At 36.9% G+C, this 26,325-nt stretch carries 28 protein-coding genes and 2 other annotated features; of the genes, 17 read left to right on the plus strand and 11 right to left on the minus strand.

The genetic code is table 11. The features are described 5' to 3' along the window. Positions 1-69 precede the first annotated feature (69 nt). The 6 genes from exsF to ABH957_RS14135 form a co-directional block, all read right to left on the minus strand. Positions 70-573 carry an exosporium protein ExsF gene (gene exsF / locus ABH957_RS14110; RefSeq protein WP_002011391.1) on the minus strand — a complete coding sequence of 168 codons (504 nt, stop codon included), beginning with the start codon at positions 571-573 and terminating at the stop codon, positions 70-72. Positions 574-740: 167 nt separating this feature from the next. After that, positions 741-1,211, minus strand: a complete 471-nt coding sequence (gene cotY / locus ABH957_RS14115) for a spore coat protein CotY (protein WP_404511474.1) — start codon at positions 1,209-1,211, stop codon at positions 741-743. A gap of 142 nt (positions 1,212-1,353) precedes the next feature. Then, positions 1,354-3,420: an ATP-dependent helicase gene (locus ABH957_RS14120; protein ID WP_002135005.1), complete on the minus strand. Its 2,067-nt coding sequence runs from the start codon at positions 3,418-3,420 to the stop codon at positions 1,354-1,356. Between the two features lie 223 nt (positions 3,421-3,643). Then, positions 3,644-4,066, minus strand: a complete 423-nt coding sequence (locus ABH957_RS14125; protein WP_044437812.1) for a GNAT family N-acetyltransferase — start codon at positions 4,064-4,066, stop codon at positions 3,644-3,646. A gap of 1 nt (position 4,067) precedes the next feature. Then, positions 4,068-4,586 carry a YjcG family protein gene (locus ABH957_RS14130; RefSeq protein ID WP_113733636.1) on the minus strand — a complete coding sequence of 173 codons (519 nt, stop codon included), beginning with the start codon at positions 4,584-4,586 and terminating at the stop codon, positions 4,068-4,070. A gap of 90 nt (positions 4,587-4,676) precedes the next feature. Continuing rightward, a complete protein-coding gene (locus tag ABH957_RS14135) occupies positions 4,677-5,408 on the minus strand; it encodes an alpha/beta hydrolase (protein ID WP_002135007.1) in 732 nt (243 codons plus the stop codon). A 199-nt stretch (positions 5,409-5,607) separates the two neighbouring features. On the opposite strand from ABH957_RS14135, the gene ABH957_RS14140 reads away from it, so the two are divergent. Beyond that, positions 5,608-6,519 carry a DMT family transporter gene (locus ABH957_RS14140; protein WP_000806933.1) on the plus strand — a complete coding sequence of 304 codons (912 nt, stop codon included), beginning with the start codon at positions 5,608-5,610 and terminating at the stop codon, positions 6,517-6,519. A gap of 146 nt (positions 6,520-6,665) precedes the next feature. Continuing rightward, complete coding sequence (locus tag ABH957_RS14145) at positions 6,666-7,241, plus strand: Crp/Fnr family transcriptional regulator (protein WP_002135010.1); 576 nt, start codon at positions 6,666-6,668, stop codon at positions 7,239-7,241. On the opposite strand, the gene ABH957_RS14150 is transcribed toward ABH957_RS14145, so the two are convergent. Then, complete coding sequence (locus ABH957_RS14150; protein WP_404511476.1) at positions 7,231-7,902, minus strand: DUF4386 domain-containing protein; 672 nt, start codon at positions 7,900-7,902, stop codon at positions 7,231-7,233. The two genes, ABH957_RS14145 and ABH957_RS14150, sit on opposite strands and share 11 nt — an antisense overlap. Positions 7,903-7,990: 88 nt before the next feature. Here ABH957_RS14150 and ABH957_RS14155 point away from each other — a divergent pair, with 88 nt between their 5' ends. Next, positions 7,991-8,386, plus strand: a complete 396-nt coding sequence (locus ABH957_RS14155; protein ID WP_269480914.1) for a PH domain-containing protein — start codon at positions 7,991-7,993, stop codon at positions 8,384-8,386. Positions 8,387-8,416: 30 nt separating this feature from the next. On the opposite strand, the gene ABH957_RS14160 is transcribed toward ABH957_RS14155, so the two are convergent. Both ABH957_RS14160 and putP read right to left on the minus strand, forming a co-directional pair. After that, positions 8,417-8,815, minus strand: coding sequence for an Ig-like domain-containing protein (locus ABH957_RS14160; protein WP_002064293.1), 399 nt, complete (start codon positions 8,813-8,815; stop codon positions 8,417-8,419). Positions 8,816-8,978: 163 nt separating this feature from the next. Continuing rightward, positions 8,979-10,457 (minus strand): sodium/proline symporter PutP, encoded by a 1,479-nt coding sequence (putP, locus tag ABH957_RS14165; RefSeq protein WP_269480915.1) that lies wholly within the window; start codon positions 10,455-10,457, stop codon positions 8,979-8,981. Positions 10,458-10,764: 307 nt separating this feature from the next. Next, positions 10,765-11,003: a binding site (T-box leader), on the plus strand. Between the two features lie 42 nt (positions 11,004-11,045). Continuing rightward, positions 11,046-11,290, plus strand: a binding site (T-box leader). 51 nt (positions 11,291-11,341) lie between these two features. Here putP and trpE point away from each other — a divergent pair. From trpE to ABH957_RS14215, 10 genes are all read left to right on the plus strand, one after another. Next, positions 11,342-12,760, plus strand: a complete 1,419-nt coding sequence (gene trpE, locus ABH957_RS14170; RefSeq protein WP_002086925.1) for an anthranilate synthase component I — start codon at positions 11,342-11,344, stop codon at positions 12,758-12,760. Beyond that, positions 12,757-13,344: an anthranilate synthase component II gene (locus ABH957_RS14175; protein WP_269480917.1), complete on the plus strand. Its 588-nt coding sequence runs from the start codon at positions 12,757-12,759 to the stop codon at positions 13,342-13,344. Before trpE ends, ABH957_RS14175 begins: the two co-directional genes overlap by 4 nt. Beyond that, positions 13,341-14,366: an anthranilate phosphoribosyltransferase gene (gene trpD / locus ABH957_RS14180; RefSeq protein ID WP_269480918.1), complete on the plus strand. Its 1,026-nt coding sequence runs from the start codon at positions 13,341-13,343 to the stop codon at positions 14,364-14,366. Before ABH957_RS14175 ends, trpD begins: the two co-directional genes overlap by 4 nt. Position 14,367: 1 nt before the next feature. Beyond that, complete coding sequence (gene trpC, locus ABH957_RS14185) at positions 14,368-15,129, plus strand: indole-3-glycerol phosphate synthase TrpC (RefSeq protein WP_269480919.1); 762 nt, start codon at positions 14,368-14,370, stop codon at positions 15,127-15,129. Next, on the plus strand, positions 15,126-15,740 hold the full coding sequence (locus ABH957_RS14190; protein WP_404457228.1) for a phosphoribosylanthranilate isomerase: 615 nt from the start codon (positions 15,126-15,128) through the stop codon (positions 15,738-15,740). The genes trpC and ABH957_RS14190 overlap by 4 nt, the downstream gene beginning before the upstream one ends. Next, complete coding sequence (trpB, locus tag ABH957_RS14195; RefSeq protein WP_002086917.1) at positions 15,737-16,930, plus strand: tryptophan synthase subunit beta; 1,194 nt, start codon at positions 15,737-15,739, stop codon at positions 16,928-16,930. The genes ABH957_RS14190 and trpB overlap by 4 nt, the downstream gene beginning before the upstream one ends. 3 nt (positions 16,931-16,933) lie before the next feature. Further along, positions 16,934-17,710, plus strand: a complete 777-nt coding sequence (trpA, locus tag ABH957_RS14200; protein ID WP_002011422.1) for a tryptophan synthase subunit alpha — start codon at positions 16,934-16,936, stop codon at positions 17,708-17,710. 74 nt (positions 17,711-17,784) lie between these two features. Further along, the gene (locus ABH957_RS14205) at positions 17,785-18,135 is read left to right on the plus strand and encodes a DUF4029 domain-containing protein (protein WP_002086916.1); all 351 of its coding nucleotides are present in this window, start codon (positions 17,785-17,787) and stop codon (positions 18,133-18,135) included. Between the two features lie 127 nt (positions 18,136-18,262). Continuing rightward, entirely contained in the window at positions 18,263-19,762 is a 1,500-nt protein-coding gene (locus ABH957_RS14210) for an L-lactate permease (protein ID WP_404511478.1), read from the plus strand. 90 nt (positions 19,763-19,852) lie between these two features. Beyond that, a complete protein-coding gene (locus tag ABH957_RS14215; RefSeq protein ID WP_219301738.1) occupies positions 19,853-20,536 on the plus strand; it encodes a DUF2278 family protein in 684 nt (227 codons plus the stop codon). Between the two features lie 14 nt (positions 20,537-20,550). On the opposite strand, the gene ABH957_RS14220 is transcribed toward ABH957_RS14215, so the two are convergent. Then, the gene (locus ABH957_RS14220) at positions 20,551-21,384 is read right to left on the minus strand and encodes a hypothetical protein (RefSeq protein ID WP_219301739.1); all 834 of its coding nucleotides are present in this window, start codon (positions 21,382-21,384) and stop codon (positions 20,551-20,553) included. Between the two features lie 200 nt (positions 21,385-21,584). Between ABH957_RS14220 and ABH957_RS14225 the strand changes: the two genes are divergently transcribed. Both ABH957_RS14225 and ABH957_RS14230 read left to right on the plus strand, forming a co-directional pair. Beyond that, positions 21,585-22,367 carry a zinc ribbon domain-containing protein gene (locus ABH957_RS14225; RefSeq protein ID WP_404511480.1) on the plus strand — a complete coding sequence of 261 codons (783 nt, stop codon included), beginning with the start codon at positions 21,585-21,587 and terminating at the stop codon, positions 22,365-22,367. A gap of 19 nt (positions 22,368-22,386) precedes the next feature. After that, entirely contained in the window at positions 22,387-23,625 is a 1,239-nt protein-coding gene (locus ABH957_RS14230; RefSeq protein WP_404445791.1) for a TcaA 3rd/4th domain-containing protein, read from the plus strand. A 166-nt stretch (positions 23,626-23,791) separates the two neighbouring features. On the opposite strand, the gene ABH957_RS14235 is transcribed toward ABH957_RS14230, so the two are convergent. After that, a complete protein-coding gene (locus ABH957_RS14235) occupies positions 23,792-24,214 on the minus strand; it encodes a hypothetical protein (protein WP_404445788.1) in 423 nt (140 codons plus the stop codon). Between the two features lie 197 nt (positions 24,215-24,411). On the opposite strand from ABH957_RS14235, the gene ABH957_RS14240 reads away from it, so the two are divergent. Together ABH957_RS14240 and ABH957_RS14245 are read left to right on the plus strand one after the other, a co-directional pair. Further along, complete coding sequence (locus ABH957_RS14240) at positions 24,412-25,746, plus strand: FAD-dependent oxidoreductase (protein ID WP_404445785.1); 1,335 nt, start codon at positions 24,412-24,414, stop codon at positions 25,744-25,746. Positions 25,747-25,905: 159 nt separating this feature from the next. Continuing rightward, a complete protein-coding gene (locus ABH957_RS14245; protein ID WP_404457239.1) occupies positions 25,906-26,316 on the plus strand; it encodes a DUF3908 family protein in 411 nt (136 codons plus the stop codon). Positions 26,317-26,325 lie beyond the last annotated feature (9 nt).

Genomic DNA, 26,325 nt, shown 5'->3' on the forward strand with positions numbered 1-26,325 from the left:
ATGTTACTGTGAGTGTTTTTTATTGTAAAAATAAAAAGCGGTATTTCAATTAAGAAATACCGCTTTTTACTAGCTAATTTGTGCAACTGTTAATGCTGCAGCACGAATGTCTACAGTTCCAAGCAGTTCAACTGGTACAATTTGAATTAAGTCACCAGGGTTTAAGTTAATAAGAATAACACCACTGGATACGTCTACTTCACCAGTACCAATAACGTTAGAGCGAACCGCTGTACCTGATCCAGGAATAATGTTAGCTGGTGTACCTAATGATAAGAAGAAACGACCAGCTTCTGGTGCAGTAGGAACGTTATCAAGACTGATCGTTAATGTATAACTGATTTGATAAATACCAGCTACTTGAATTCGAATACCGTCTCCGACACTTACTGTATTATTTATTACAGGAACAGTAATATTTGGGTTTGGACTTACGCTAGGTAATAGTAATGGTGTGAATAATGAAGCGAACTGAGGTGCAGAAGCGTTGAAAGCAAAACCGAAGGCAGGTAGTGTACTAGCTGGTTTCGCCTCACAATCAATGTTATTAAATTCGCAATCAGAAGAGAACATGTTTTTCACTCCTTTATCTGTTTCTACTTTTAGTTAATGAAAAGGACAGGTTCTATGTTCTAGACAAGTTCCCAATTTTATAAAAAATACATAATAATACCTTTTAAGCATGGATTGGGTGGCAGAATCATCTGCCACCCAATCCATGCTTAAATTAGTATTCAGTTTTATATAGAAACATCGCGTAAGCATTGAATAGCGCAGAAGCAACTTAAATCAACAGTAATACAAGAGGAGGTTGATACTAATCTTGCATTTGGTACAGCTAAAAATGTACAGATTGGATCGTCACCAGGTGGTACAGAGGTACCATCACCTAAAACTACAGTTAATACACGCAATACAGCACAGTCATCATCATCTATACTCTCTACACGGAAAATTGGAGATTGGCAGCTAGTAAGGCTTGAAGATGGTGCAAATGCTTCAAAAGGTGTTCCAGCTTTTGTGTATAAAATAAAAGGACGTGTATTCGCTACTGATGCAGTGTTATGTGCTCCTAAAAATGGAACTTCGCAACCAGATCCGCAGGTTGTGGTTGCACATTCTTGTAGTTCATGTATAAAACGAACGACATTTGATACACAGTTGAAATTACAATCATGGTGATGATGATCTTCATTACAATTGCAGCTCATTATGTTCACTCCTTATCGTGAGTTCTGACATACACTATTACAATATGAACGGGATATGATTGATATTACGTTAATTCTCAGGATAGAAACAGGGAATTTATATAGAGGGGATGTACATAACGTGATATGCAAAAAGACACCCTTATTTAATGGGTGTCTTTTCAGGTAAATCTTTTCGCGCAGTATATAAAAAACGAGATATATCTAGTTTTTTTCCTCTGAAAAATTGCGGGGAGGAAATGTAAAGTTCTTCTTTTGCGCGTGTAATGGCGACATAGAGTAATCGTCTTTCTTCTTCTAATGCTTCAGAAGTCTCAGTTACACGGTCATTTGCATCTTTTAAAGAAGAAGTATGCGGCAATATACCATCGCTTGCTCCGAGTAAAAAGACGCATGGAAACTCAAGGCCTTTCGCGTTATGAATTGACATAAGCGATACGGCATCTTTTTGCGGCATTGTTTTTAATGCTTCCATTTCTTTTTGACCTTGAATGGCCTCGTTAATAAATTGTAAGTAAGCTGGAATATCCGTAAAGCGAGTTGCTGATTCCATTAATTCTTCTAACATTTCTTCTTGTATGTCCTTATGCATCGTAAAGGAAGAACGATCATTACTTTGTAAGTACTCTAAATACTTTCCTTTACCATGAATAATTTCTTTCAATGCTTTTTTCGGTTCAAGTTCTTTTATAAACTTAATAAAATCGATTCGCTCATTTACTTTTTTAACTTGAAAAGGTTTCAAGCTCGGGTTTAGTAATAGAAAATGAAGAAGAGAAGGGAAACGGCCCTCACCATATTTCCATTGTTCACGTTCAATAAATGAAATGCACTCATCACGGCCAATATACATTGTTGGTAATATATTTGAAAGTGATTCGAGGCGGAACGGTTCAAGCACGAGTCGTAAGTGATCTAATACGGGCCTAATTAAAGAATGTTCGTAGAACGATTGGCTCGCTCCATGTTTAATAAATGGAATCTTATGAATTGTAAGCTGATCAAGTAAAGAACGGCTTACAGAATGTGTACGATATAATAAACAAAAATCTTTATAATTTCGTTCACCACTATCTACTTTTTCCTGAATGAGTTGCAAAATTTGATTTGCTTCATCAAGAGTTGTAGCTGGTCGTGCGTAAAATGGTTGTACACCTTCTTCACGAACAGAATATAGCTCTTTATCAAAACGTTCTTGATTTAGCTTAATAACTTCATTTCCAAGTCCGACGATAAATGGATTAGATCGATAATTCGTATTAAGTGCGATAATCGTTGTATTATCAAATTCCTTTGGAAAAGATAAAATAATTTGGTGACTTGCCCCTCGCCAGCCGTAAATCGCTTGATCGTCATCACCTGCGATAAATAAATTATTTCTCGGCGTGGCTAACAATTTTACAATTTCATATTGTGCATACGACGTATCTTGAAACTCATCTACTTCAATGTAATGAAAACGCTCTTGTAATTGAGTAAGCAGGGGAGCGTTATTTTCTAACATATAATACATTTCTAATAAGATGTCGTCAAAATCGATATAATTGTGTCGTTGTTTTACCTCTTCGAAACGTTCGTATACTTCTTTGAACTCTTGTTCAACCGGTGTTTTCGCTTTTACATCTTTCGGACGATTCAATTTGTTTTTCTCAAGTGAAATCATAGCGAGTATCGTTTCGGCATCATAATCGTCTTTTAAGCGCAATTCTTTCAAAATTTTCTTTATCATAATTTGTTTATGTTTTTCATTTGCTAAAATTTGCTGATTATATCCTTGACTACGAAGCAATTTTAAAAAGACAGAGTGGAATGTACCAGCAACGACATAGCTACTTGCGGCATGATTCATACCAGGTAAATTCGCTACACGGCTTCGAATTTCTTCAGCTGCTTTTTGTGTAAACGTCAGCAGCAAAATATTTCGCGGATGGACATGTTTTACATTAACTAAATAACCAACGCGAGTTGTTAAAACAGATGTTTTACCACTTCCAGCACCAGCTAGTGTAAGGACAGGTCCTTCTGTCGTTTGCACTGCTTCTAACTGTTTTTCATTTAAATAAACACCTTGCTGTTCTAAAGCGCGGAAATACGCCGCATCTGCATCTTCTTCCATAATTAAATGGGTAGATGTTTTCGGAATATGATACGTCGCTTGCGGAATACCAGCGTGTGTTAACGATTTTTGTGAAAATTTTTCTTGTGTCATATATTCACCTTCAAAACTATAGCATCAACATTTAACTTTAGCGGAAGAAAAAGAAAATAGCAATGTAAAAAACAGGAGGGGCTACCTCCTGCTACAAAATTACCCCGCTATTTGCGGGCAGTAAAACTCTCACCTCAAAATTCAGGTGTCCGTAAACGCCCGATTGGTGAAGGCTAATAATCAGTGGGGGATGAACAAAACCCCCACTGATTAAAGTTTCACTTTATAATTCTTTTATCATTACGACGTGCGGGATATTTGCTTCCATAAACACATCAGAAGCCGTCACGTATCCTAGCTTTTTATAGAAAAATTCAGCATGTGTTTGAGCATGGAGTTTCAATTTCGGTAGAGACTCTTCCTTCGCATACGCTTCAAGTGCATCCATAATGATTTTGCCAATGCCTTTTTTGCGATGGGAAGCTAGTACGCAAATGCGTTCCATCTTTCCAACTCCATCAACGATGCGGAAGCGACCAGCGCCAACTGGAACATCATTATCATATATAACAACGTGTGTTGAAATTTCTTCAAACTCATCATACTCTTCTTCTGCAGAAACACGTTGCTCATTCACAAATACTTGCTTACGTACAGAGAATGCATCTCTTAGTTGTTCGTCCGTTTGTACGATTTGTGCGTGCAAATTAGTTGTTCTCCTTTCCAAGGTGGAATGTTTCATGTACAGTCCACGTTCCATTTTCTAATTGGTATAGAAGGTGGAAACGATCGATTGGTTGTTCATAATAGAAATCTTTCATACGTAATCGACCTAATACATCAGCATGCTCTGCATCTGATAAATCTTGACCGATTGTTAAATGAGGTACGAAAGAGTATTCACGCTCTTGTGTAAAGAAACCATTATGCATTTCTTCATTTAAGAAAGTTAGTTCAGGTGTTTTTTCTACTTTAAAATAAAGGACATTATTAACAGGTGCGAATGAACCGACTTTTCCAACATGAAGGGTGAAAGGGTTCGTTTTACTTGCGATTGTATGTAACTCGTTTACAATCGATTCTAGTTGATCATCTTGCGTCTCAAAGGGTGTTTTCAATGTAACATGTGGCGGAACTAATGCGTAGTGCGGATCATAACGTTTACGCAATCCGTTCGCTTTATCTTGAATCATTTTTGATGGGAAAATTACAATTCCTAATTTCATGTTCCAATTCCTCCCTTTGCAAGTCTAGTTAGATTTTGAGAATAAATCTCTTTATCTATTATATCAAATTATTCTGAATACCGCTCTCTATTATTTCATTGATAGAATATGAGAAAAAGCTCTCGGTAAATCAGCTTGCCAATACTTCCAAGTGTGATTCCCTTCAAACTCTTCATAATGCGTGATGAAATTTCTATCTGTAAGAAGTTTATTTAACTCGCGATTTGGTTCTACGAAATCAGATACTTGTCCGTCTGTGCGCTTTACAGCTGTTTCTTCTGTTCCAATGATGTGATAAAGTTCTAACGCCTGTGGATCTTTGAAGTCTTTTGCTAAGTTCATTACTGTTTCATCAACAAATGGTGATTGCATAACGACTTTACCGAATGTATGCGGATACATAAGTGAAGTCATGAAAGAAACTGTACCGCCAAGAGAATCTCCAATTAAAACGCGTCCTTTACCCATTTGATACGTTGGATAATTTTCATCAATATATGGAGCAAGCTCGTGAGCAAGGAAGCGAATGTAAGCAGCATTCTTTACATCATTTGGGAAATATTTTTCCTTACGATCGTGTACATTTTTATATGGAATACCGACAATAATTGTGCGGTCAATTTCTTCAGTTTCGCGAAGGCGCTCAATTACACGGTGCGCTTTACCAAGCTGAAAATAATCTCTACCATCTTGTGCAATAACAACCGTATGCTTATGGAGAGGTGTGTAATTTACTGGTAAATAAACAAGAAGTGTAAGTTCCTCTTGAAGTGATGTACTAAAAAATGAAATTTCTTCAATTCTCCCTATTGTTTGATTCATGTATATCCCCCTAAATAAAAATTTACTATGATTGTAACAGCGACGCTTGTAGTGAAAAGGAAAGAAATATTCACTAATAGGTGCCTCAATTTATATTTTACCATAATGGTACGAAGAATCTAAAAAATTAGTATTTAAGTTATGAAAGAAAACGGATATAATGAAGTGGGATTTTTACAGGTGAGAGGGGAGACAGGGTTTGAAACAAGAAAAATCAATCGCACTACCATTAGCAATTTCTATTATAGCAATTTCATTCGCAGCAGTTTTTGTAAAGATGTCCTCAGCACCATCTTCTATTTTAAGTATGTACCGATTATGGATTATCGTACTTATTATGCTGCCAATCGTTTGGAAAAAGCGGGAAGAGTTCCATAAGATTCAAATAAAAGATTGGGGATTTTTAATTGGATCTGGATTCTTTTTAGCGCTTCATTTTCTTTTATGGTTTGAATCTTTAAAGCATACAACAGTTGCTAGTTCAACGATTATTTTAGCACTTCAACCGATCGTATCTTTAGTTGGAGGTTTCTTCTTATTTAAAGAAAGAACAACCTATTCAGCCATTGCGACGATGGGTATCGCTATATTAGGTGTAATGTGTATTGGTTGGGGAGATTTAGGTTTAAGTAAACAAGCAATTTATGGAGATATATTATCCTTTTTAAGTGTAATAGCGGTTGTCGGTTATTTATTTATCGGGCAAACGACAGTAAAGAAAGTATCACACTGGATTTATAGCTTTACAGTTTTTGCATTCGCAGGTATTTTTATGGGGATTTATAATATCGTGCTACAAGTACCTTTTACAGGTTATACGAAGTGGGATTGGACTATTTTTCTTTTACTTGCGATTGTGCCGACAGTGTCACATGTCATTAATAACTGGCTATTAAACTACGTAAATGCAACAACAATTTCAATGAGTATTTTAGGAGAACCAGTTGGGGCATCTATACTAGCGTTCTTCTTACTTGGAGAAAAATTAAATGCAATGCAAATTATCGGTAGCATGCTCGTATTGTTTGGTGTATCTGTTTTCTTACTACAGCAACAAAAGCGAACAGCAAAAAATGTGGTGAACGAACCGGCTTATACACAGGAATTATAACGAGTTTATTCTAATTTGCGAAAAGAGAAGTTATTGGTAACTTCTCTTTTTTTTGTTCCATGCAGAAAATAAAACAGATTAATAGGGGGAATTCCCACCATGTAGCATGAAAAAAGATAATATATAGTGGGGGAAGGAGAGACCAAATGAAAGAGATTTTAATGAAATACATGACAAATCTTACAACATTAAGTGAAGAGCAGCAGCGCATGATCGTAGAAGAATTACAAATTGAAGAGTATAAAAAAGGAACAGTGCTCTTAAGACAAGGAGATGTTCCGTCTAAATGTTATTTTGTATTAAAAGGATGCGTGAGGCAACATTGTATAGATGAATCTGGAAAAGAAGTTACATCAAATTTTTATACAGAAGAACAAGCAATCGCGAATTTCAACCATCATAAACAAGATAAATTATCCCCACATACGTTAACGTGCCTAGAAGATTGTCTAGTTGTAGTTGGCGATCTGTATAGTGCAAAGGACATGTATAAGAAATATTCACAGTTAGAAGAAATGACGCGCCAAATGATTGAATACAATTTTGGTGAAGTACAAGAAGAACTTACATTATTTATTACATCGACACCAGAAGAGCGCTACAAATCATTATTACAAAAACGACCTCATTTAATCGATCGTGTTCCTCAATATCAATTGGCAAGTTATCTGGGTATTACGCCAGAATCATTAAGCAGAATTAAGAAACGACTCAAACAGTAGAGTTTTTTCCACCTCTAAGCAATAGCCATATACTAAATCCTAGTTCACCTGCGATCATCGGTAGTTGAAAGACAACGTTAAGAATGGAAATAATCGCATCATATTGTGAAAAAATCGTATTCATTACGTTAATGATGATATAGCCGATTGCAGCAATGAGCAGTAATATACTAATAGTTTTCGGTATGTTTTTAGATTGAAAGGTTACGTATCCTAAGGTGAGAAGATGTAAGCCGAAAATGATTAATCCTACAGACCAAATGTATTCAAAAGCTTCTAGAAATAACATTGTATATGCTTCTGAATTAGCAACTGTGTTTTTTGAAAGAAGTAATACAAATATTAAATTGAATATAGCAATCCCAAGTATAGCTGTATACATAAGACGAAGACAGGCAGCTAGTAATGAGAGGCTAGTATGGATAGGTTTTAGAAAGAAATAAAGAGCCCACGAGGCGATAATATCCGTAATGAAAATGATAATCCATCCGAAAATTTCAGCTTTGAAAAGTGAACTTGAAGTTTGAATATTATGGAGTGTCGTGCTCGCATCTCCTTGTACAACGAGATTTCCGTGAACAAAACCGTAAGAAAAAAATGCAGCAAATGCCATAATAAGAAGAGAAGCACCAGTAAATAAGGCAAACTTTCGTTCATTCATATGTCGTCCTCCTATTTCAATATTACTTTTATTTTAATAAGGGAAGGAGGAGAAGTCATTGACTTAAATCAAGAGAGGAGAGAGCGTAATGGAATTTCCATCAAAAAAAGATGTATGGTTATATCCAATCTTTTTCATTGTTTTAGGCGCCTGTTTCGCTCCAATATTTGCAGGGAGAGAATATTTTCTCTTATTTTTTACAATTCCATTAGCTATACTGTTTAGTTGGAGTTGGTTTTCAACAAAATATATCGTTAAGGAAGAAATAATTATAATTACATCAGGTCCCGTTAAAAAACGTATATTTATACGAGACATAAAACGAATTTCCAATACAAAAAATCCAATCGCAGCTCATGCACTATCATTCGATCGATTAGAAATTGTTTACGGATCATATGAAACAGAACTTATTTCTCCAAGAAATAAAGAAGAATTTATTTTGTTGTTAAAAAGAAAAAATCCTGGGATTGAAATAAAGTAAGAGAGTGGATTCATATCTACTCTCTTTATGTCACTTTGGATTTGTCATATAAGGTTGCACGTGAACGACACATAAGTCGCGGAATTTTCCTTCGGCAGTTGTGACAATTACGACTGCTCTTCCTGCACTTTTTCCAGTAATCGTTACTGTCTCACCTTTCGGATAGATGGTGATGACGTCGGAGTTCATATTTGTCCAAATAAGCTCTTGATTCTTTGCCTGCATTGGCAAAACGGAAGCTGATAAATCGGCACTTTGTCCGGTTTTTATTTTAAGCTTATTTTTCTGTATATGAATACCAATTACAGATATAACAGAAGGAGCAATTGAAATTTTGGATGGATTAGGTTGTATGTTTAAACGAGAAGTAGAAGTGTTTGTGATAGGTGAAAATTTTCTTATATGTTGTTGCTGTAAAGATGCTAACATTGTGGAGTCCCCTTTCTGTATAGGTGTCGATACTAATAATATAAAGGAAGAATGTTATAGTAAATTTAACGAAACATAAAGAAATTGTTAAATTCGAGAAGAATATTGTCGAAATGCGGTTAAAAGAAAGCTCTGCTGTTATCGTAACAGCAGAGCTTTCTTTTTATAGATTATGAATATGTTGTTTTTCAAAATTCTCAAATTGCTCTTCAACTTCTTTTGAAGGTTTAGTTAGTAAACTAACAATTATGATCACTATTAAACTAATAGCGAAACCAGGAATCATTTCATATAAGAAATCTTTTAGAAACTTAAACTGTGTCCAAATAATTACTGTGGTTGCACCTGAAATCATACCAGCAAGCGCGCCCCATTTCGTCATACGTTTCCAATATAAGCTTAATAAAATAGCAGGTCCAAATGAAGAACCAAATCCAGCCCAAGCATATCCAACAAGAGCTAAAATCGTATCATTTTGTTTAAGCGCTAATGCACATCCAATTAAAGCGATACCAAGAACAGCCATACGACCGACAAATACAAGTTCTTTATCAGAAGCAGAACGCTTAAAGAATGTACGATATAAGTCTTCTGTTACTGCACTTGAAGTAACGAGCAACTGAGAAGAGATTGTGCTCATAATAGCTGCTAAAATAGCGGCTAATAAAAATCCAGTAATAAGTGGATGGAATAAAATTTTTCCAAGTTCAAGGAAAATTGTCTCTGGGTTAGATAATGTCAAACCTTGTTGTGAATAGTAAGCAATACCGATAAGACCAGTAAACATAGCTCCGACAACAGAGAAAATCATCCAGCTCATACCAATTCTTCGCGCGCTTTTAATTTCTTTTACAGACGAAATTGCCATAAAGCGTACGATGATATGAGGTTGTCCAACATAACCAAGGCCCCATGCGAATAAAGAAATCATTCCTAAAGTAGAGGCACCTTTAAAAATATCTAGACGTGTTGGATCTACAGATCGAATTGTATCAAATGCAGGTCCAAGTCCGTTTGTATTCATAATTGTTACGATAGGAACAAGAATAAGGGCAACTACCATAATGATTCCTTGCACGAAGTCCGTCCAACTTACTGCTAAGAAACCACCAAATAATGTGTAAGCTACAACAACGCCTGCTACAATGAGTAATCCAACATGATAGTTCATACCAAATGAATTTTCAAATAATACAGCGCCTGAAACTAATCCTGAAGCTACATAGAAAGTAAAGAAAATCATAATAACAAGTCCGGATACTAAGCGTAGCATGTGAGATTTGTCGTGGAAACGGTGTTCCAAAAATTCTGGAATAGTAATAGAGTTGTTTGCAATTTCAGAGTAGGTACGTAAGCGAGGAGCGACATAAAGCCAGTTTGCGTATGCGCCTAGTGTTAGGCCGATCGCAATCCAACTACTACTTAATCCAACGCTAAACATTGCACCGGGTAATCCCATTAAAAGCCAACCACTCATATCAGATGCTCCAGCACTTAATGCTGTTACTGCGGGGCCTAGTGTACGCCCGCCAAGCATATAATCTGTTAAGTTGGACGTTCGTTTGTAGGCGAAATAGCCGATTACTAACATCCCGAGCATGTAAATAGAGATAGAAGTTAAAGTTAACATCTGCGTACTCATGTAGTTCCCCTTCCTTTTGTCATGTCTTTTGATGCGTTATGCATATTTATAATCTATCATGATTATTCTGAAAAATCCATACAGAAATACGAATTTTCAGAAATGTAAGCGTTTTTTGACATCGTTTTACTTTTTAAATATATAAATTTCAGACGAAAAAACCTTAATTTTAATAGAGTATTTATTATATTTACATAAAAACACGTTGTTTTGTCAATATAATATTGAAAGAAGGGAGAAATATTTTTTTAAAAAAAGTATTGACTTGTGAAAAAAGTTAGGTCTATAATGAGTGCAACTTAAAAAAATGCAAGCGTTGATGAAGAAGAGTACACATGATGAACATGTCAGAGAGCTGATGGTTGGTGCGAATCAGTATGGGATTGATGTGGAATGGGCTTCGGAGCTTCCAAACCGAAACGAAAGAAGTAGGCTTTGGCGACATGATCTCATCGATACAAGAGACACGTATTATTTTTTGATACGGCAAAGTGCGTTACATTCGTAACGAATTAAGGTGGCACCACGGGAGTACCCGTCCTTTCTATAGGATGAGTACTCCCTTTTTGTGTACAAAAAATTAAATATGTTAAATCGTTTAAGTAAGAAGAGTACGTATATTGGAGACGTTTCAGAGAGCCGGGGACAGGTGGGAGCCCGGTGCGGTGCCATATACGGAATGGGCTTACGAGAGGTATGCTGAACAATTATTTTCAGTAGGCAACCCGGGTTCCGCCGTTACAAGGATAAGGTATATATTTTGTACCTGAATAAAGCGGGATGCTTTTGCGTCCAACCTGAGGTGGTACCACGGTAAATTTATCGTCCTCTACATATTTCGATATGTAGGGGACTTTTTTATTTTTCAGAGTGAGGTGAAAGGCATGATGACAAAAGAGGAATTTATGAAGCAAAAAGAACAAAGAAACACATTTTTAGTAATCGCTGAAGAAGAAGGAGATAGCATTACGCCAATTTCTTTATATAGACGTATGAAGGGAAAGAAAAAGTTTTTATTAGAAAGTTCGCAGCTTCATCAAGATAAAGGGCGCTATTCTTACTTAGGGTGTAATCCTTATGGAGAAGTGAAAAGCGTTGGTATAGAAGTAGAGCGAATGATGTATGGGAAAAAAGAAAAGCTGCAGGGTAACGTACTGCAAATGCTAGAAGAGGTAATCGCACCAGCGCAAGTAGACAGTCCATTTCCGTTTTGCGGGGGAGCAGTTGGATATATTGGCTATGACGTCATTCGGCAGTATGAAAACATTGGAGCAGATTTACACGATCCATTAAATATTCCAGAAGTACACCTTTTACTATATCGTGAGTTTACCGTTTACGATCATTTACGCCAAAAGTTGTCATTTGTATATGTATGCAGGGAAGACGATTCAGCTTCTTATGAAGAAGTATACGAAAGATTGCAAGTATACAAAGAGGAAGTGCTAAAGGGAGAAGAAGCGGAAGTAAATGAAATACAATCAATATTATCATTCACTTCTTCAATAACTGAAAAAGAATTTTGTGAAATGGTAGAAACAGCGAAAGAATACATTCGGGCCGGAGATATTTTCCAAGTTGTATTATCCCAGCGTTTGCAAAGTGAATGTATTGGAGATCCATTTGCATTATACCGGAAACTTCGAATTGCAAATCCATCACCATATATGTTCTATATCGATTTTCAAGATTATGTTGTACTTGGCTCTTCGCCGGAAAGTTTGTTATCAGTAAGAGAGGATAAAGTGATGACAAACCCAATTGCTGGTACGAGGCCGAGAGGGAAAACGAAGCAGGAAGATGAGGAAATCGAAAAAGAACTGTTAGGAAATGAGAAAGAGCGAGCAGAGCATATGATGCTTGTGGACCTAGGACGAAATGATATTGGCAGAGTAAGTGAAATTGGCTCTGTGACGATAGATAAATATATGAAAGTAGAAAAATACTCTCACGTTATGCACATTGTATCTGAAGTTTACGGAACATTGCGAAAACAAACGAGTGGATTTGATGCATTAGCGTATTGTTTACCAGCTGGTACAGTATCAGGTGCTCCGAAAATAAGGGCGATGGAAATTATTAATACGTTAGAGCATGAAAAAAGAAATGTATATGCCGGAGCGGTTGGATATATTTCATTCTCAGGAAACCTTGATATGGCGCTAGCAATTCGAACGATGGTTGTAAAAGACGAGAAAGCGTACGTTCAGGCAGGAGCGGGTATCGTCTACGATTCAGACCCGGTTGCTGAATATGAAGAAACATTAAATAAAGCGAGAGCGCTTTTGGAGGTTATGAAATGATTGTACTTATCGATAATTATGATTCGTTCACATATAACTTGTATCAACTATTAGGCGAGTACGAGAAAGAAATTGTTGTCGTAAGAAATGATCAAATAACAATTGAACAATTAGAGGAGATGAAGCCGAAAGGAATTGTGCTCTCGCCAGGACCTGGGAAACCAGAAGATGCTGGAATTTGTATCGATGTTATTCGTCATTTTTATAAGAACGTTCCCATCTTAGGGATTTGCCTTGGCCATCAAGCGATCATATCCGCATTTGGAGGAGAAATTGTTAGAGCAGAGCGCATTAAACACGGAAAAACATCGCGTGTGAAACATAACGGAATGTCAATCTTTTCGTACGTAACGCAGCCGTTAACAGCGATGCGTTACCATTCACTCGTCGCAGTGCAAAATAGTTTGCCGCAGTGTTTTGACATACTTGCGACAGCGATGGATGACGGAGAAATCATGGCAGTTCGTCACAACTATTATCCGCTCTTCGGATTACAGTTTCACCCAGAATCAATTGCAACAGAAGAAGGCGGAAAGTTAATACGTGCCTTTTTAGCAGAAGTGAAAGAGGAGGAGAGAGTATGAACAGTTATCTTCGAAAATTAGTAGAGGGACAACATTTAACAGAAGAAGAAATGTATGAAGCGGGACTTCTTTTATTAAGTGACAACATATTGGAAAGTGAAGTTGCAGCTTTCTTAGTATTGCTGAAAGCGAAAGGCGAAACAGCAGAAGAAATATACGGTCTCGTTCGTGCTCTTCGCGAAAAGGCATTACCGTTTTCAAATCATATAAAAGGCGCGATGGACAATTGCGGAACGGGTGGTGACGGTGCGCAAACATTCAATATTAGTACAACATCGGCATTTGTACTTGCCGGAGCTGGTGTAAAGGTTGCGAAACATGGAAACCGCGCTGTTTCTAGTAAAACAGGAAGTGCTGATTTATTAGAAGAACTCGGTGTAAACATAAGCTGTACGCCGGGTGAGATTGACTATTTATTAGAGAATGTAGGTATTGCCTTCTTATTCGCACCAGCGATGCATCCAGCATTAAGACGCATTATGAAAATAAGAAAAGAATTAAACGTTCCTACGATTTTTAACTTAATTGGACCGTTGACGAATCCGGTTAATTTAGAAACACAATTTGTCGGTATTTATAAGCGAGATATGTTATTGCCAGTAGCGGAAGTATTGCAGAAACTTGGCAGAAAACAAGCGCTCGTCGTAAACGGAAGTGGCTTTTTAGATGAAGCATCATTACAGGGAGAAAATCATGTCGTCGTTTTAAAAGATAATGAAATAGTAGAAATGAGTATTGATCCAGAAAAGTATGGTTTTTCAAGAGTGAAAAATGAAGAAATTAGGGGCGGGAATTCGAAAGAAAATGCACAGATTACGCTCGGAGTATTAAGCGGAGAAAAGAGTGTCTATCGCGATACTGTTTTATTAAATGCAGGTCTAGCCCTTTTCGCAAATGGAAGAGCAGAAACGATTGAAGAAGGAATTACACTAGCGGCACATAGCATTGACTCTGGAAAAGCATTAGCCAAACTAAACTTATTAATTGCAGCAAGCCATGAAAATTTAGAAAGGGTGAATTAAAATGGGGACGATTTTAGACAAAATTGTAGAGCAAAAGAAAGTAGAAGTTGCGGAGTTATATGAAACATATTCACCAGTGAAAGAAAAAAGGAAAACACACTCACTTGTAAAAGCTTTAGAGCAGTTTACTGTAATAGCAGAGGTAAAGCGAGCGTCTCCATCAAAAGGCGATATTAATTTACACGTTGATGTGCCAAAACAAGTGAAAACATATGAAGAATGCGGTGCTGGAGCAGTTTCGGTTTTAACAGACGGTCAATTTTTTAAAGGGTCGTTTCACGACTTACAAACGGCAAGAGCAGAAAGTAACATTCCGCTTTTATGTAAAGATTTTATAATTGATAAGATTCAAATTGATAGGGCGTATGAAGCTGGTGCAGATTTAATTTTATTAATCGTTGCAGCATTGTCAAAAGAGAAGCTAAAAGAGCTTTATAACTACGTACTAGAAGTGGGATTAGAAGCGATTGTTGAAGTTCATGATGAACAGGAATTAGAAATTGCAATCGAATTAAATCCGCACGTTATCGGAATTAATAACCGTAATTTAAAAACGTTTGAAGTAGATTTAAGCCAAACTGAAAAGCTCGGAAAACGACTGAATGAGGAAAACCTACTTTGGATTAGTGAAAGTGGTATTCATTCAAAAGAAGATATTATTCGCGTCAAACGAGCTGGTGCAAAAGGCGTGTTAGTCGGAGAAGCGCTTATGACATCGTCTTCTATTAGTACCTTTTTTGAAGACTGTAAGGTGAGTATATGAAAGTGAAGATTTGCGGCATCACTGATATGGAAACAGCAAAAAGAGCGTGTGAATACGGAGCAGATGCAATCGGATTTGTTTTTGCAGAAAGTAAACGGAAAATCACTCCAGGACAAGCGAAAGAAATTATTGGGGAAATTCCAGCCCACGTTTTCAAGGTAGGTGTTTTCGTAAATGAATCAGTCGAAGTGATCCAGAAAATTGCAGAGGAGTGCGGGTTAACGCATGTGCAACTACATGGGGATGAAGACAATCATCAAATTACAAGATTGAATATTCCGTCTATAAAAGCGGTAGGAGTAGCTTTAGAGAAAGATATTGAATGTGCGAAAAAATACGATACAGATTATCTGTTATTTGATAGCCCGAAAGAAAAGTTCCACGGAGGAAACGGAAAGACATTCTCATGGGAGTTACTCGCACATATGCCAAACGAGTTGCGAGAGAAAACGATATTAGCTGGCGGATTAAACATCCTTAATATAGAAGAAGCAATTCGAACCGTTCAGCCATATATGATCGATGTGAGCAGCGGAGTAGAGACAGAAGGAAAGAAAGATCTAAAGAAAATAAAACAATTTATTAAAAAAGCGAAGGAGTGTTCAAAATGAACTACGCATATCCAGATGAAAAAGGTCATTACGGTATATACGGAGGACGATACGTTCCAGAAACGTTAATGCAATCCGTATTAGAACTAGAAGAAGCATATAAAGAAGCGATGCAAGATGAAGCGTTTCAAAAGGAATTAGATCATTATTTACAAACGTACGTTGGAAGAGAAACACCGCTTTATTTCGCTGAAAATATGACGAAGTATTGCGGCGGAGCAAAGATTTATTTGAAACGTGAAGATTTGAACCATACGGGAGCTCATAAAATTAACAATACAATCGGTCAAGCACTTCTTGCGGTAAGAATGGGTAAGAAGAAAGTTGTCGCTGAAACAGGAGCAGGACAACACGGAGTTGCAACAGCTACTGTATGTGCACTTTTCGGTTTAGAATGCGTCATCTTCATGGGAGAAGAAGATGTGAGACGACAAAAATTAAACGTGTTTCGAATGGAATTACTCGGAGCAAAAGTAGAAAGCGTAGCGGCAGGTAGCGGCACGTTGAAAGATGCGGTAAACGAGGCGCTTCGTTACTGGGTTTCACATGTACACGATACGCACTACATTATGGGATCAGTTCTCGGGCCACATCCATTCCCGCAAATTGTTCGTGATTTCCAAAGTGTAATTGGGAAAGAAACGAAAAAGCAATACGAAGCGTTAGAAGGGAAATTACCAGAAGCAGTCGTTGCTTGTATTGGCGGTGGTAGTAATGCAATGGGAATGTTTTATCCGTTCGTACACGATGAAGAAGTTGCTCTTTACGGTGTTGAAGCAGCTGGAAAAGGTGTTCACACAGAAAAGCACGCAGCCACTTTAACGAAAGGAAGTGTCGGTGTTTTACACGGATCGATGATGTACCTTCTGCAAAATGAAGAAGGGCAAATTCAAGAAGCACACTCTATTTCGGCAGGGCTGGATTACCCAGGTGTTGGGCCAGAACATAGCTTGCTAAAAGATATTGGCCGCGTTTCTTATCATTCCATTACAGATGAAGAAGCGTTAGAAGCATTTCAATTATTAACGAAAAAAGAAGGGATTATCCCGGCATTAGAAAGTTCACATGCTGTTGCATACGCTTTAAAACTAGCGCCGCAAATGAAGAAAGACGAAGGACTTGTCATTTGTTTATCCGGCCGCGGTGATAAAGATGTAGAGAGTATAAAACGTTATATGGAAGAGGTGTAAAAAATGGGAGTAGAAAAAATTATAGCAGCGTTTGAAAATGGCAAGAAAGCATTTATTCCGTATGTAATGGGCGGAGATGGTGGACTTGAAAAGTTAAAAGAAAGAATTCGTTTTCTTGATGAAGCAGGAGCAAGCATCGTTGAAATTGGTATCCCATTTTCAGATCCAGTCGCAGACGGTCCAACTATTCAAAGGGCAGGAAAAAGAGCATTAGATAGCGGTGTAACATTGAAAGGTATTTTTCAAGCATTAATAGAGGTGAGGCAAGAAGTTCAAATTCCATTTGTACTTATGACATATTTAAATCCAGTACTCGCATTCGGAAAGGAACGTTTCATTGAGAGCTGTCTTGAAGCAGGGGTGGACGGTATTATCGTTCCAGACTTACCGTATGAAGAACAAGACATTATTGCACCGCTCCTTCGCGTGGCGAATATCGCTTTAATTCCACTCGTTACCGTAACGAGCCCTATTGAACGAATCGAAAAAATTACGAGTGAATCACAAGGATTCGTCTACGCCGTTACAGTAGCGGGTGTAACGGGAGTACGTCAAAATTTTAAAGATGAGATTCGTAGTTACTTAGAAAAAGTAAAAGCACACGTCCACTTACCAGTAGTCGCAGGATTCGGTATTTCAACACGAGAGCAAATTGAAGAAATGATTACAATATGTGACGGCGTTGTCGTTGGAAGTAAAGTCATTGAGCTGTTAGAAAATGAAAAGCGAGAAGAAATTTGTGAGTTAATACATGCAGTAAAAGAAACAGAAGAGGCTTAAGTCTCTTCTGTTTCTTTTGTGTAATAAATGTTAAAATATACAGAAAATACTTATAACTTAGAGGGTGAGAAGGCATGCTAAGACGTAAACTATTATATCTTCTTTTAACTGTACCATTATACGCTTGGCTCATTAGCATGACGAAAATAGAGTTGATGGCTCTGTTTTTAGGATATGTATTCATCTTTTCCCAATTAAATCGAATACAAGAGCAATCTATTTTAGAAGTATGTATATTTTCGGTTAGTATAGAACTATTTAGTATCGTTTCGATTGTATTATTAAGTGAATTATTCCAATGGATCCATTCATTTGAATTAATAAAACTTGGGAATATTGTATTGCAAGTAATATGTGCTTATATTGTGTTTGTTGTACTAGAAAAAATGATTGGACAGCAGACGGTTTTTCAGGATAAAAGATAAAATATTAGTTATTCAAAAAAGGAGCCAAGCGGCTCCTTTTTTAAATCTGTTATAAAAATAATTGAAAATCATAACATCTGTTATATAATAGTTAAAAATTGCAATTTTTACGAAAAGAGATGATAGCATGGCCATATTGTTGGCACTTATCCCAATTATGATGATTTTTATTTGTTTATTTTTGTTTAAACAAACGTCATTAAGGGCTTCATTAATTTCTTATGCCGTTTCTGTCGGAATCGTTTTACTTTCGCCAACGTTCCAATTAGGGATAAGTGAAACTGTGCACGCAACGATTAAAGGTTGGTTAATTTGTTTTATTGTCGGATACGTTTTATTTTTCGGTATTTTTTTATTTCACCTCATGAACAAAATGGGGTACATCGATCAAGTAGCGCGTTTTCTAGAAGAAGTTACGCACGATCGCTTACTACAAATGCTTCTTATGTGCTTTGGCATTTGTCCACTTATTGAATCAGTAAGTGGATTCGGAATTGGTTTTATGGTCGCAGCACCTATTTTTCTTTCGCTCGGTTATAAACCGTTTCAAGCTGTGCTACTATCGTTTATCGGTTTACTTGCAAGTTCATGGGGCGCGATGGCAACGGGTACGATTATCGGTTCTCAGCTTATTAACATGCCGCTCACAACTCTTGGTACAAATACAGCATTATTAAGCATCCCGATTTTCGCATATTTTATCTTCCTTTCTTTATACGTTGTCGGTGGCTGGCAGGCAGTTATAGAAAAGTGTAAGGAAGGAGTAGGATTCTTTCTATTATTTTCTCTCGGAATCTATCTTTCTAACGCATACGTAAGTGTTGAACTTGCAGGGATATTAAGTTCTATCGTTACCATTACATTTGGCTTTCTAATCATTAAATTAAAAGGCAAAAGTGAGCAAGACTTTATAACAGAACATGCTGCGGCTGTAGAGAGAGAAGTATCTATTATAAAAATTATTAGCCCTTATATATTCTTAACAGTTTGTATTTTACTTTCTCGCCTCGTTCCAGCATTACATGATTTTCTTAGGTCATATGCAGTTCTCGATTTAAAATCATACTCTTACAAACTAGAGTTACTATATTCGCCAGGATTTTGGATCGCCATGACTTGTTTATTTACAATTATTTTCTTCCGCATTCCATCTAATGTTATTAAACAATCACTCTCGCAAACGATAAAACAATGGATTCCTTTCGCTATTACAACGACGATGTTTATTGCAATTTCAGAACTAATGGGCGCATCTGGTATGCATTCATTACTCGCAAAAACAGCTGGTGAAACCTTTGGTACCTTTTTCGTTTTCGTTGCTCCATTCATAGGCGGAATTGGCGGTTTTTTAACTGGTAGTAACGCAGGATCAAATGCGATGTTTATAAAGCTACAAATGCAAACAGCCCAAAACGTAGCACTCCCGTGGCAATACGTCACGACGCTCCAAAACACCGCATCATCAGTAGCGACAATCGCTTGTCCATCACGGATTACACTAGGCGCGTATTTATGCAATATCCCGTATCGTGAAAATGAACTATTAAAGAAGACGACGTTAATGATTTTTGGTGCGGTGTTACTTGTAGTAGTGGAAGTTTTCTTTTGGTATATATTGAGAAATTAAAAATCCTCCTAACATAGGAGGATTTTCTTTATGACTGGATAATGTTTTAAATATGAAAAGCTTCTACTAAATGAATAGGAGATGAAAGGTATGCCCTTAAAAAACTACGGTGTATTAAAAGGTACAGTTATACAATCTAAGATTGGAAAAGGCAAAACACCTCATTATCAAGTTCATTTACAAGGTGAAGCAGGAGTAGATTATCGCATTGCAATTAACGTGAAATCGCAAAGTTATCCATCGGAAGTTTTATATTTTGCGAGCGACGATATTCGATCAGAGGCGATTCATATTTTACCGACATTACCGTTCGGTTTTACAGAAATAAAAAATAATGAACCGAAAGTAGCTTTAGATTATGTAAGAGGTAATTTATTTGATTCCAAGCAAATGATTCCTTTACCTGCTGAAAAAGCAGGAGTTGATAATGATTTAAATGAAAAGATAGAGCGTTATATAAAGCGAGCAATAGAAGAAAAGGCGATTATTTATGCGTTTGGTGAAAGGTGGGGACCGGAAGAAAAGGTTCCGGATTCGTATTTTCACTTTACACCTGGAAACGGTATACACGATATTCATATGAATCAAGGGAATGTAGAGAAATGGCAAGGTGATGATGGCAAATGGCAAGACGGTGGGATATTGATTCACTTTGAGAAGAAGGAAGAGTGGATTGGTATTTTTCTTGCCTTTCAGTCACAGTCATGGTGTACCGATGAAGAAGGGCATGCTCGTGTTCCGGTTGAGCATTGTGATTATAAGAGAAATAATTGATGGGAAGAGGGCGTTCACAATGAACGCCCTCCTCTTATTTTATAAAACACAAAACTCACAAGTGTAGAAATACAAGAGAAAAGAAGCGCCACACTAGAAAACGCAATGAGATACATATTATACTTCATCATTTTTCCGATGAGTTGGTTACTATCGTACTGAAAAAGTCCTGCAATTATATTGAATAAAAATAACATGATAAACATGACGATAACACCGTCTATTGATCCTTTAATGTCTGGTTTACTTAAAGCGATATGTGCAGAAATACAAATGGCGATAAATAAAAATAACCAAAATGAAGGATTCAATAAATTGTTAAATGTAAATAAGCTTTTCAATAATACAAACGTCGATAGTAGCATGTTTTGGATCATGTCTAAGTTAATAGAAGTCGATGCAACAGTTTTTTCCAGATTCGTATTAAATAAATAATATGACTCTGGTACGAAATAGCGCATTAAAAGTATTAAGGCAGTAATACCAGAAATAATAGGACCGATGCCGATAAAGAAATTACCGATCCGTTGATATACGCTTTTTTGATTGTATTGATGTTGGACGTAACCTAAAGCTCCTTGACTTGTATCTGTCGGGAAGAACTGAGTTGCTACAATTTTATGGCGGAATAATAGACACATAATTGCATGTCCAAGCTCATGAACGGGAACACCGATCCATGCAGTTAAAAGAAATCCCTTCCTACCAAAAGCTCTCGACCAATACGTTCGTGTGAGAGATTCTAAATAACCTAATATAAATCCAATTACAATGATGACACCAATTAAAGAAAATAATTGGATCACGCTTGTAAGGAGTGTTTGAAAAATCGAGTTTACAAATTCCACTGTCTTCATCCAATCTGTTTAAAGTTTCACTTTATTTGCTCTGTTTCATAATACCATTATTTTTCTATAATACTAGCATACATAGTTTCGTTTAAAAGAAGGATTTCATATTCTTTTTCTTGTAGTCATGTTTTATGTACAAAGTCATATATTGAATTTGTAACACCCTATAAGGTATATGCTTAAGGAGGGATGAGAGAATGAAATGTCCGGCATGTCATACTGAAAATGCAGCGGAAGCAAGGTTTTGTGGGAATTGTGGACATTCGTTAACGGAAGAAGTGGTAGCGAGTGGTGGGCAGGAAGAAGGGCAGCTATCGCGCCCGGCACGAGTAAAGGAAACTCGTCCGAATGAAACGGTAGAGCAAGCGAAACAATTTGCAAGTGGCTATTTTCAGTTCTTTAAAAATGCTTTTAAATCACCATCGGCCATTATGGAAAGTGGAAATATTGAAGTGCGAAATGGAATTGTAAGTCTTGTGCTTATTTGTTTTTTAGGAGCGTGTATTTTTTATAGAATGATGAGCGCAGCGGCGACTGTTACGAGGACATTAGTGCCAGATATAGCTACTCCTACTTTCTTTGGAGAATCTGTAATGGTCTTTTTCTTTTTATTAATTTCAACTTTATTTGTCGGATTTATTATTTTTGTAAGTGGTAAGATGATGAAATCATCTTTTTCTTTTCTTGAAGCATTCGGTATATGGGGGACGATAGCGACGCCAGCTATTGCTATACTAGTTCTTTCTTTTCTATTTAGTTTCCTATTGATCTTTTTTTTACCAATCTTATTAGGGCTGGCTACAACGTATATGGGAATTAGTATAATTGTAGCTATATTAAAACTAGACAACGGCGGAGTAGATCCTGTTTACACACTTATTATCGCAAATGTTTTAATCGGAATTGCAACGTTTATCGTGTTTTGGTCTTACATTAAAACGATAATCCAAACCTTTATCGGGGGATTAACAGGCTTCTAACGAAAAGGTGGTTGAACGGATGAATGTATGCACAAAGTGCGGGACTCATTTTGAAGACAGTGTGCAATTTTGTCAAAACTGCGGGACGAAGAGGCGGGATCCTGTAGTAAAGAAGCAGAAAATGAGCAAAGGGACAATAATTGGAATTACACTTTTAACATTTTTTATTATAGTATTGGGCGGATTATATGCGTATGGATCTTCATATTACTCACAATCATCGCAAGTAGAGAGAATTATTACTGTTTTACAAGAGAGGGACGGGGAGAAATTAGCTGAGATCACCACGGCAGATGATCCAGCCGTTATTGTCACAAGAGAGAGTGTAACGCCTCTATTTTCATATATAAAAGAAAATCCATCTTACGTGAATGAATTGAACGAATATTTGAGGCAAGGTGAAAAACAAGGGGATGGAATAGAAAGAGCAGATTTTTCTTTAACGAAAGACGGGAAGTATTTCTTTTTATTTGATCGGTATAAATTGAAAGCGAAGACGTATTATACGACGCTGCTTTCAAATGAAAAAGGTACATCTTTAAAAATGAACGGAAAGGAAATTGATAAGACAAATGACAAAAAGTTTGAGAAGCAATATGGACCGTTTCTTCCAGGAACTCAAGTGTTTCAAGCGGAATATAAAAATGACTATGTAAAACTATCACGAGAGGAAAAGGCTGTACTTATAAAACAAAATCAAAATAATGTAACGGTAGATTTAACGTTGCAAGGGCAATATATTACAGTTCAAACGAATGCGCCTGGTGCAACATTGTACGTGAATCAAAAGCCAGTTACAGCGTTGACCGGAGAAGAAATTAAGTGGGGACCGGTAGCGACCGATGGAAGTGCGGCGATTTATTTAGAACGAAATGGAGAAAACGGAAGGGAAACGACAAAGGTAGAAACGGTAACGGCACTGTCGGCTTATAATCTTCCATTCCAAAAGAAAGGTATAGAAAAAACAGTTGTTTACAATGTTACTCCACCGCCTACGACTCATTATGTATATAATGGTTTCATCTTCCCTGATAGTGATATTCGAAAATTAACAAGTACGGACTTAACATATTTATCGAAAGAACAATTGAAAATAGCAAGAAACGAAATATACGCAAGACATGGACATATGTTTCAAACGAAAGATATGCAAGCGTATTTTTCAAAACAGTCTTGGTATAGAGAAAATCCGTATTTTACAGGAACGTTAACGAGTGTGGAATCTTATAATGTTGAACTGATTAAATCAAGAGAATAGAGCGTGTGAAAAAGGTACAGTGCATAACTGTACCTTTTTTTATCCCTTTATTTGCGGGCAGTAAGACTCCCATTTCAAAATTCGCCGAATGAGAGGAAGGTAGGTGGGAGATAACTGCCCGATTGGTGTGGGCAATAACCCTACTGACTAAAGTTTCATTTTATGATTATTTAGCTGGACCAGGATCCCTTGAGAAAAAGATATGAAAGAGGAATGTGACTTTGCTTGCTCCTCCTGATGTACTTGCTTGCACATCAGATAAAGAACTAGACGTTAAAGCAGCTTCGGAACGAGGAGGGACGATTATTTTGAGAGCATCGTCTGATTCTGAGGATATAGTAACTGTTATTGTATCCTCAGAAAAATTTACAATTTTAACAGTACCAACTGGGAAGATGGATTTGCGAGCGTGTGAGGCAGAAGCAAAGCGAGTCGATTTCCAAATAGTTTGTGAGAAAGTGTCATTATCAGATAACCAAGCACGTGCACTGTATAAAGTTACACTAACGGTAAACTCTTGTTCAAGCGGGAGGGCTGGTCTCGGTTCTATCGGTTCCTCTGGAAGCTGGACGAGAAGGCCGGCGCACATGTATATTTCACCTACTTTCAATAGTTGCTGTTATAGCATATTAAACATGTTGTTTATAAGACACGACACTTACCTAGTAAAGCATGTTTGTGCACCAAATTTGAAGATGAAATTCTCTTTCTTTACAATAGAAGTAGGTGTTATTTCTACAAAATATGGAAAACGTAAAGAGTATGTAAAAAAGAAGGAGTGGTAAAGTGAACTATGTCATTATTGGCGGAGATGCAGCTGGTATGAGTGCAGCGATGCAAATTGTTAGAAACGATGAAACGGCAAATGTTGTAACGTTAGAAAAAGGTGAAATTTATTCATACGCTCAGTGCGGATTACCGTATGTGATTAGTGGTGTTATCGCCTCTACTGAAAAGTTAATTGCACGCGATGTAAAGACGTTTCGTGATAAATATGGGATTGATGCGAAAGTGCGTCATGAAGTAACGAAAGTAGATACGGAAAAGAAAATTGTGTATGCAGTACATACGAAGACGAAAGATGTATTTGAATTTTCATATGACCGTTTATTAATTGCGACTGGTGTACGCCCTGTTATGCCGGATTGGGAAGGTAAAGATTTACAAGGTGTTCATCTTTTAAAAACAATTCCGGATGCTGAGCGTATAGTAGACACGCTACAAACAAATGGTGTTGAGCACGTAACGATTATTGGCGGCGGTGCAATTGGTCTAGAGATGGCAGAAACATTTGTAGAACTAGGAAAGAAAGTAAGAATGATTGAGAGAAACGATCATATTGGCACAATTTATGATGCGGATATGGCGGAATATATACATAAAGAAGCAGATAAACATAATATTGAAATTTTAACAAATGAAAATGTAAAAGCGTTTAAAGGAAAAGAAAGAGTAGAACAACTGGAGACGGATAAAGGGACGTATAAAACTGATCTCGTTTTAGTATCTGTCGGTGTACAGTCAAATACTGATTTTCTTGAGGGGACAAATATACGTAAAAACCATAAAGGTGCAATTGAAGTAAATGCTTATATGCAAACGAATGTGAAAGACGTATACGCTGCTGGTGATTGTGCAACGCATTACCATGTTATAAAGGAAATGCATGATCATATCCCGCTTGGAACGACTGCGAATAAACAAGGGCGACTTGCCGGACTCAATATGGTTGATAAACGAAGGGCATTTAAAGGTACGTTAGGTACGGGCATTATTAAATTTATGGATCTGACGCTCGCAAGAACAGGCTTAAATGAAAAAGAAGCGAAAGGGCTAAACATCCCGTATAAGACGGTCAAAGTAGATTCAACAAATATGGCGGGCTATTACCCGAGTGCTTCGCCACTTCACTTGAAATTACTATATCACGCCGATACGAAACAATTGTTAGGCGGACAAGTAATTGGAGAAGAGGGCGTAGATAAACGTATTGATGTTATCGCAATGGCACTTTTCAATAAAATGAGTATTCACGATTTAGAAGATGTCGACTTAAGTTACGCACCACCATATAACAGCGTTTGGGATCCAATTCAACAAGCAGCAAGGAGAGCGGAATAGCACTTTTTAAAGTGCTATTTTTTTTGTGAAAGGGGAATAAATAAAGTTTCACTTTATTGTGAATATACCGTTCACCCTTGAAAACATAGTGCGTATCGCTTATATTGTCATATAGTATTTATTTTTTAATAAAGCAATGAACGAACCAGGGGGCACAGTATGGCAATTAACATGAATACAATCGAAGAATGGATTGCTGAATCAAATGCAAGACACGAAGAAGACTTAGGAAACGTTGTTGAAGAGATGAAAGAAGTATGTGTCGGACTTGATAACGCGACATTAATTTATACGAAAAACGTATTTTGTTTCGGTAAGAAAGTAGAAGTATTCTTCTTCTTCCAAGATCACGTCGTTATCGGAGAAGAGAAGGAAGAGTATATTAAGATTGAAAAATTAAAGTATGATGATATTACAAATAGCAACTTAAAAACAAACGATAAAAATACAACGTTAGAATTACAGTTTGCTAACGGACAATCTATCAATTTAGATAGTTTAAATGATAACTACGGTACGAAAAATTGGTTATTTGCTAGACAAATTAAGAGTATTTTTAAAGTAATCTAGTGAAAAAGC

Origin of the sequence: Bacillus sp. RC242, assembly GCF_044908245.1 — a bacterium.
Classification (GTDB): Bacteria; Bacillota; Bacilli; order Bacillales; family Bacillaceae_G; genus Bacillus_A; species Bacillus_A mycoides.

Bases quoted from the DNA above. Each gene is read 5' to 3' on its own strand.
- exsF (WP_002011391.1), bottom strand. From the start codon at position 573: ATGTTCTCTTCTGATTGCGAATTTAATAACATTGATTGTGAGGCGAAA.
- cotY (WP_404511474.1), bottom strand. From the start codon at position 1,211: ATGAGCTGCAATTGTAATGAAGATCATCATCACCATGATTGTAATTTC.
- ABH957_RS14120 (WP_002135005.1), bottom strand. From the start codon at position 3,420: ATGACACAAGAAAAATTTTCACAAAAATCGTTAACACACGCTGGTATT.
- ABH957_RS14130 (WP_113733636.1), bottom strand. From the start codon at position 4,586: ATGAAATTAGGAATTGTAATTTTCCCATCAAAAATGATTCAAGATAAA.
- ABH957_RS14135 (WP_002135007.1), bottom strand. From the start codon at position 5,408: ATGAATCAAACAATAGGGAGAATTGAAGAAATTTCATTTTTTAGTACA.
- ABH957_RS14145 (WP_002135010.1), top strand. From the start codon at position 6,666: ATGAAAGAGATTTTAATGAAATACATGACAAATCTTACAACATTAAGT.
- ABH957_RS14150 (WP_404511476.1), bottom strand. From the start codon at position 7,902: ATGAATGAACGAAAGTTTGCCTTATTTACTGGTGCTTCTCTTCTTATT.
- ABH957_RS14155 (WP_269480914.1), top strand. From the start codon at position 7,991: ATGGAATTTCCATCAAAAAAAGATGTATGGTTATATCCAATCTTTTTC.
- ABH957_RS14160 (WP_002064293.1), bottom strand. From the start codon at position 8,815: ATGTTAGCATCTTTACAGCAACAACATATAAGAAAATTTTCACCTATC.
- putP (WP_269480915.1), bottom strand. From the start codon at position 10,457: ATGAGTACGCAGATGTTAACTTTAACTTCTATCTCTATTTACATGCTC.
- trpE (WP_002086925.1), top strand. From the start codon at position 11,342: ATGATGACAAAAGAGGAATTTATGAAGCAAAAAGAACAAAGAAACACA.
- ABH957_RS14175 (WP_269480917.1), top strand. From the start codon at position 12,757: ATGATTGTACTTATCGATAATTATGATTCGTTCACATATAACTTGTAT.
- trpD (WP_269480918.1), top strand. From the start codon at position 13,341: ATGAACAGTTATCTTCGAAAATTAGTAGAGGGACAACATTTAACAGAA.
- trpC (WP_269480919.1), top strand. From the start codon at position 14,368: ATGGGGACGATTTTAGACAAAATTGTAGAGCAAAAGAAAGTAGAAGTT.
- ABH957_RS14190 (WP_404457228.1), top strand. From the start codon at position 15,126: ATGAAAGTGAAGATTTGCGGCATCACTGATATGGAAACAGCAAAAAGA.
- trpB (WP_002086917.1), top strand. From the start codon at position 15,737: ATGAACTACGCATATCCAGATGAAAAAGGTCATTACGGTATATACGGA.
- trpA (WP_002011422.1), top strand. From the start codon at position 16,934: ATGGGAGTAGAAAAAATTATAGCAGCGTTTGAAAATGGCAAGAAAGCA.
- ABH957_RS14205 (WP_002086916.1), top strand. From the start codon at position 17,785: ATGCTAAGACGTAAACTATTATATCTTCTTTTAACTGTACCATTATAC.
- ABH957_RS14210 (WP_404511478.1), top strand. From the start codon at position 18,263: ATGGCCATATTGTTGGCACTTATCCCAATTATGATGATTTTTATTTGT.
- ABH957_RS14215 (WP_219301738.1), top strand. From the start codon at position 19,853: ATGCCCTTAAAAAACTACGGTGTATTAAAAGGTACAGTTATACAATCT.
- ABH957_RS14225 (WP_404511480.1), top strand. From the start codon at position 21,585: ATGAAATGTCCGGCATGTCATACTGAAAATGCAGCGGAAGCAAGGTTT.
- ABH957_RS14230 (WP_404445791.1), top strand. From the start codon at position 22,387: ATGAATGTATGCACAAAGTGCGGGACTCATTTTGAAGACAGTGTGCAA.
- ABH957_RS14235 (WP_404445788.1), bottom strand. From the start codon at position 24,214: ATGTGCGCCGGCCTTCTCGTCCAGCTTCCAGAGGAACCGATAGAACCG.
- ABH957_RS14245 (WP_404457239.1), top strand. From the start codon at position 25,906: ATGGCAATTAACATGAATACAATCGAAGAATGGATTGCTGAATCAAAT.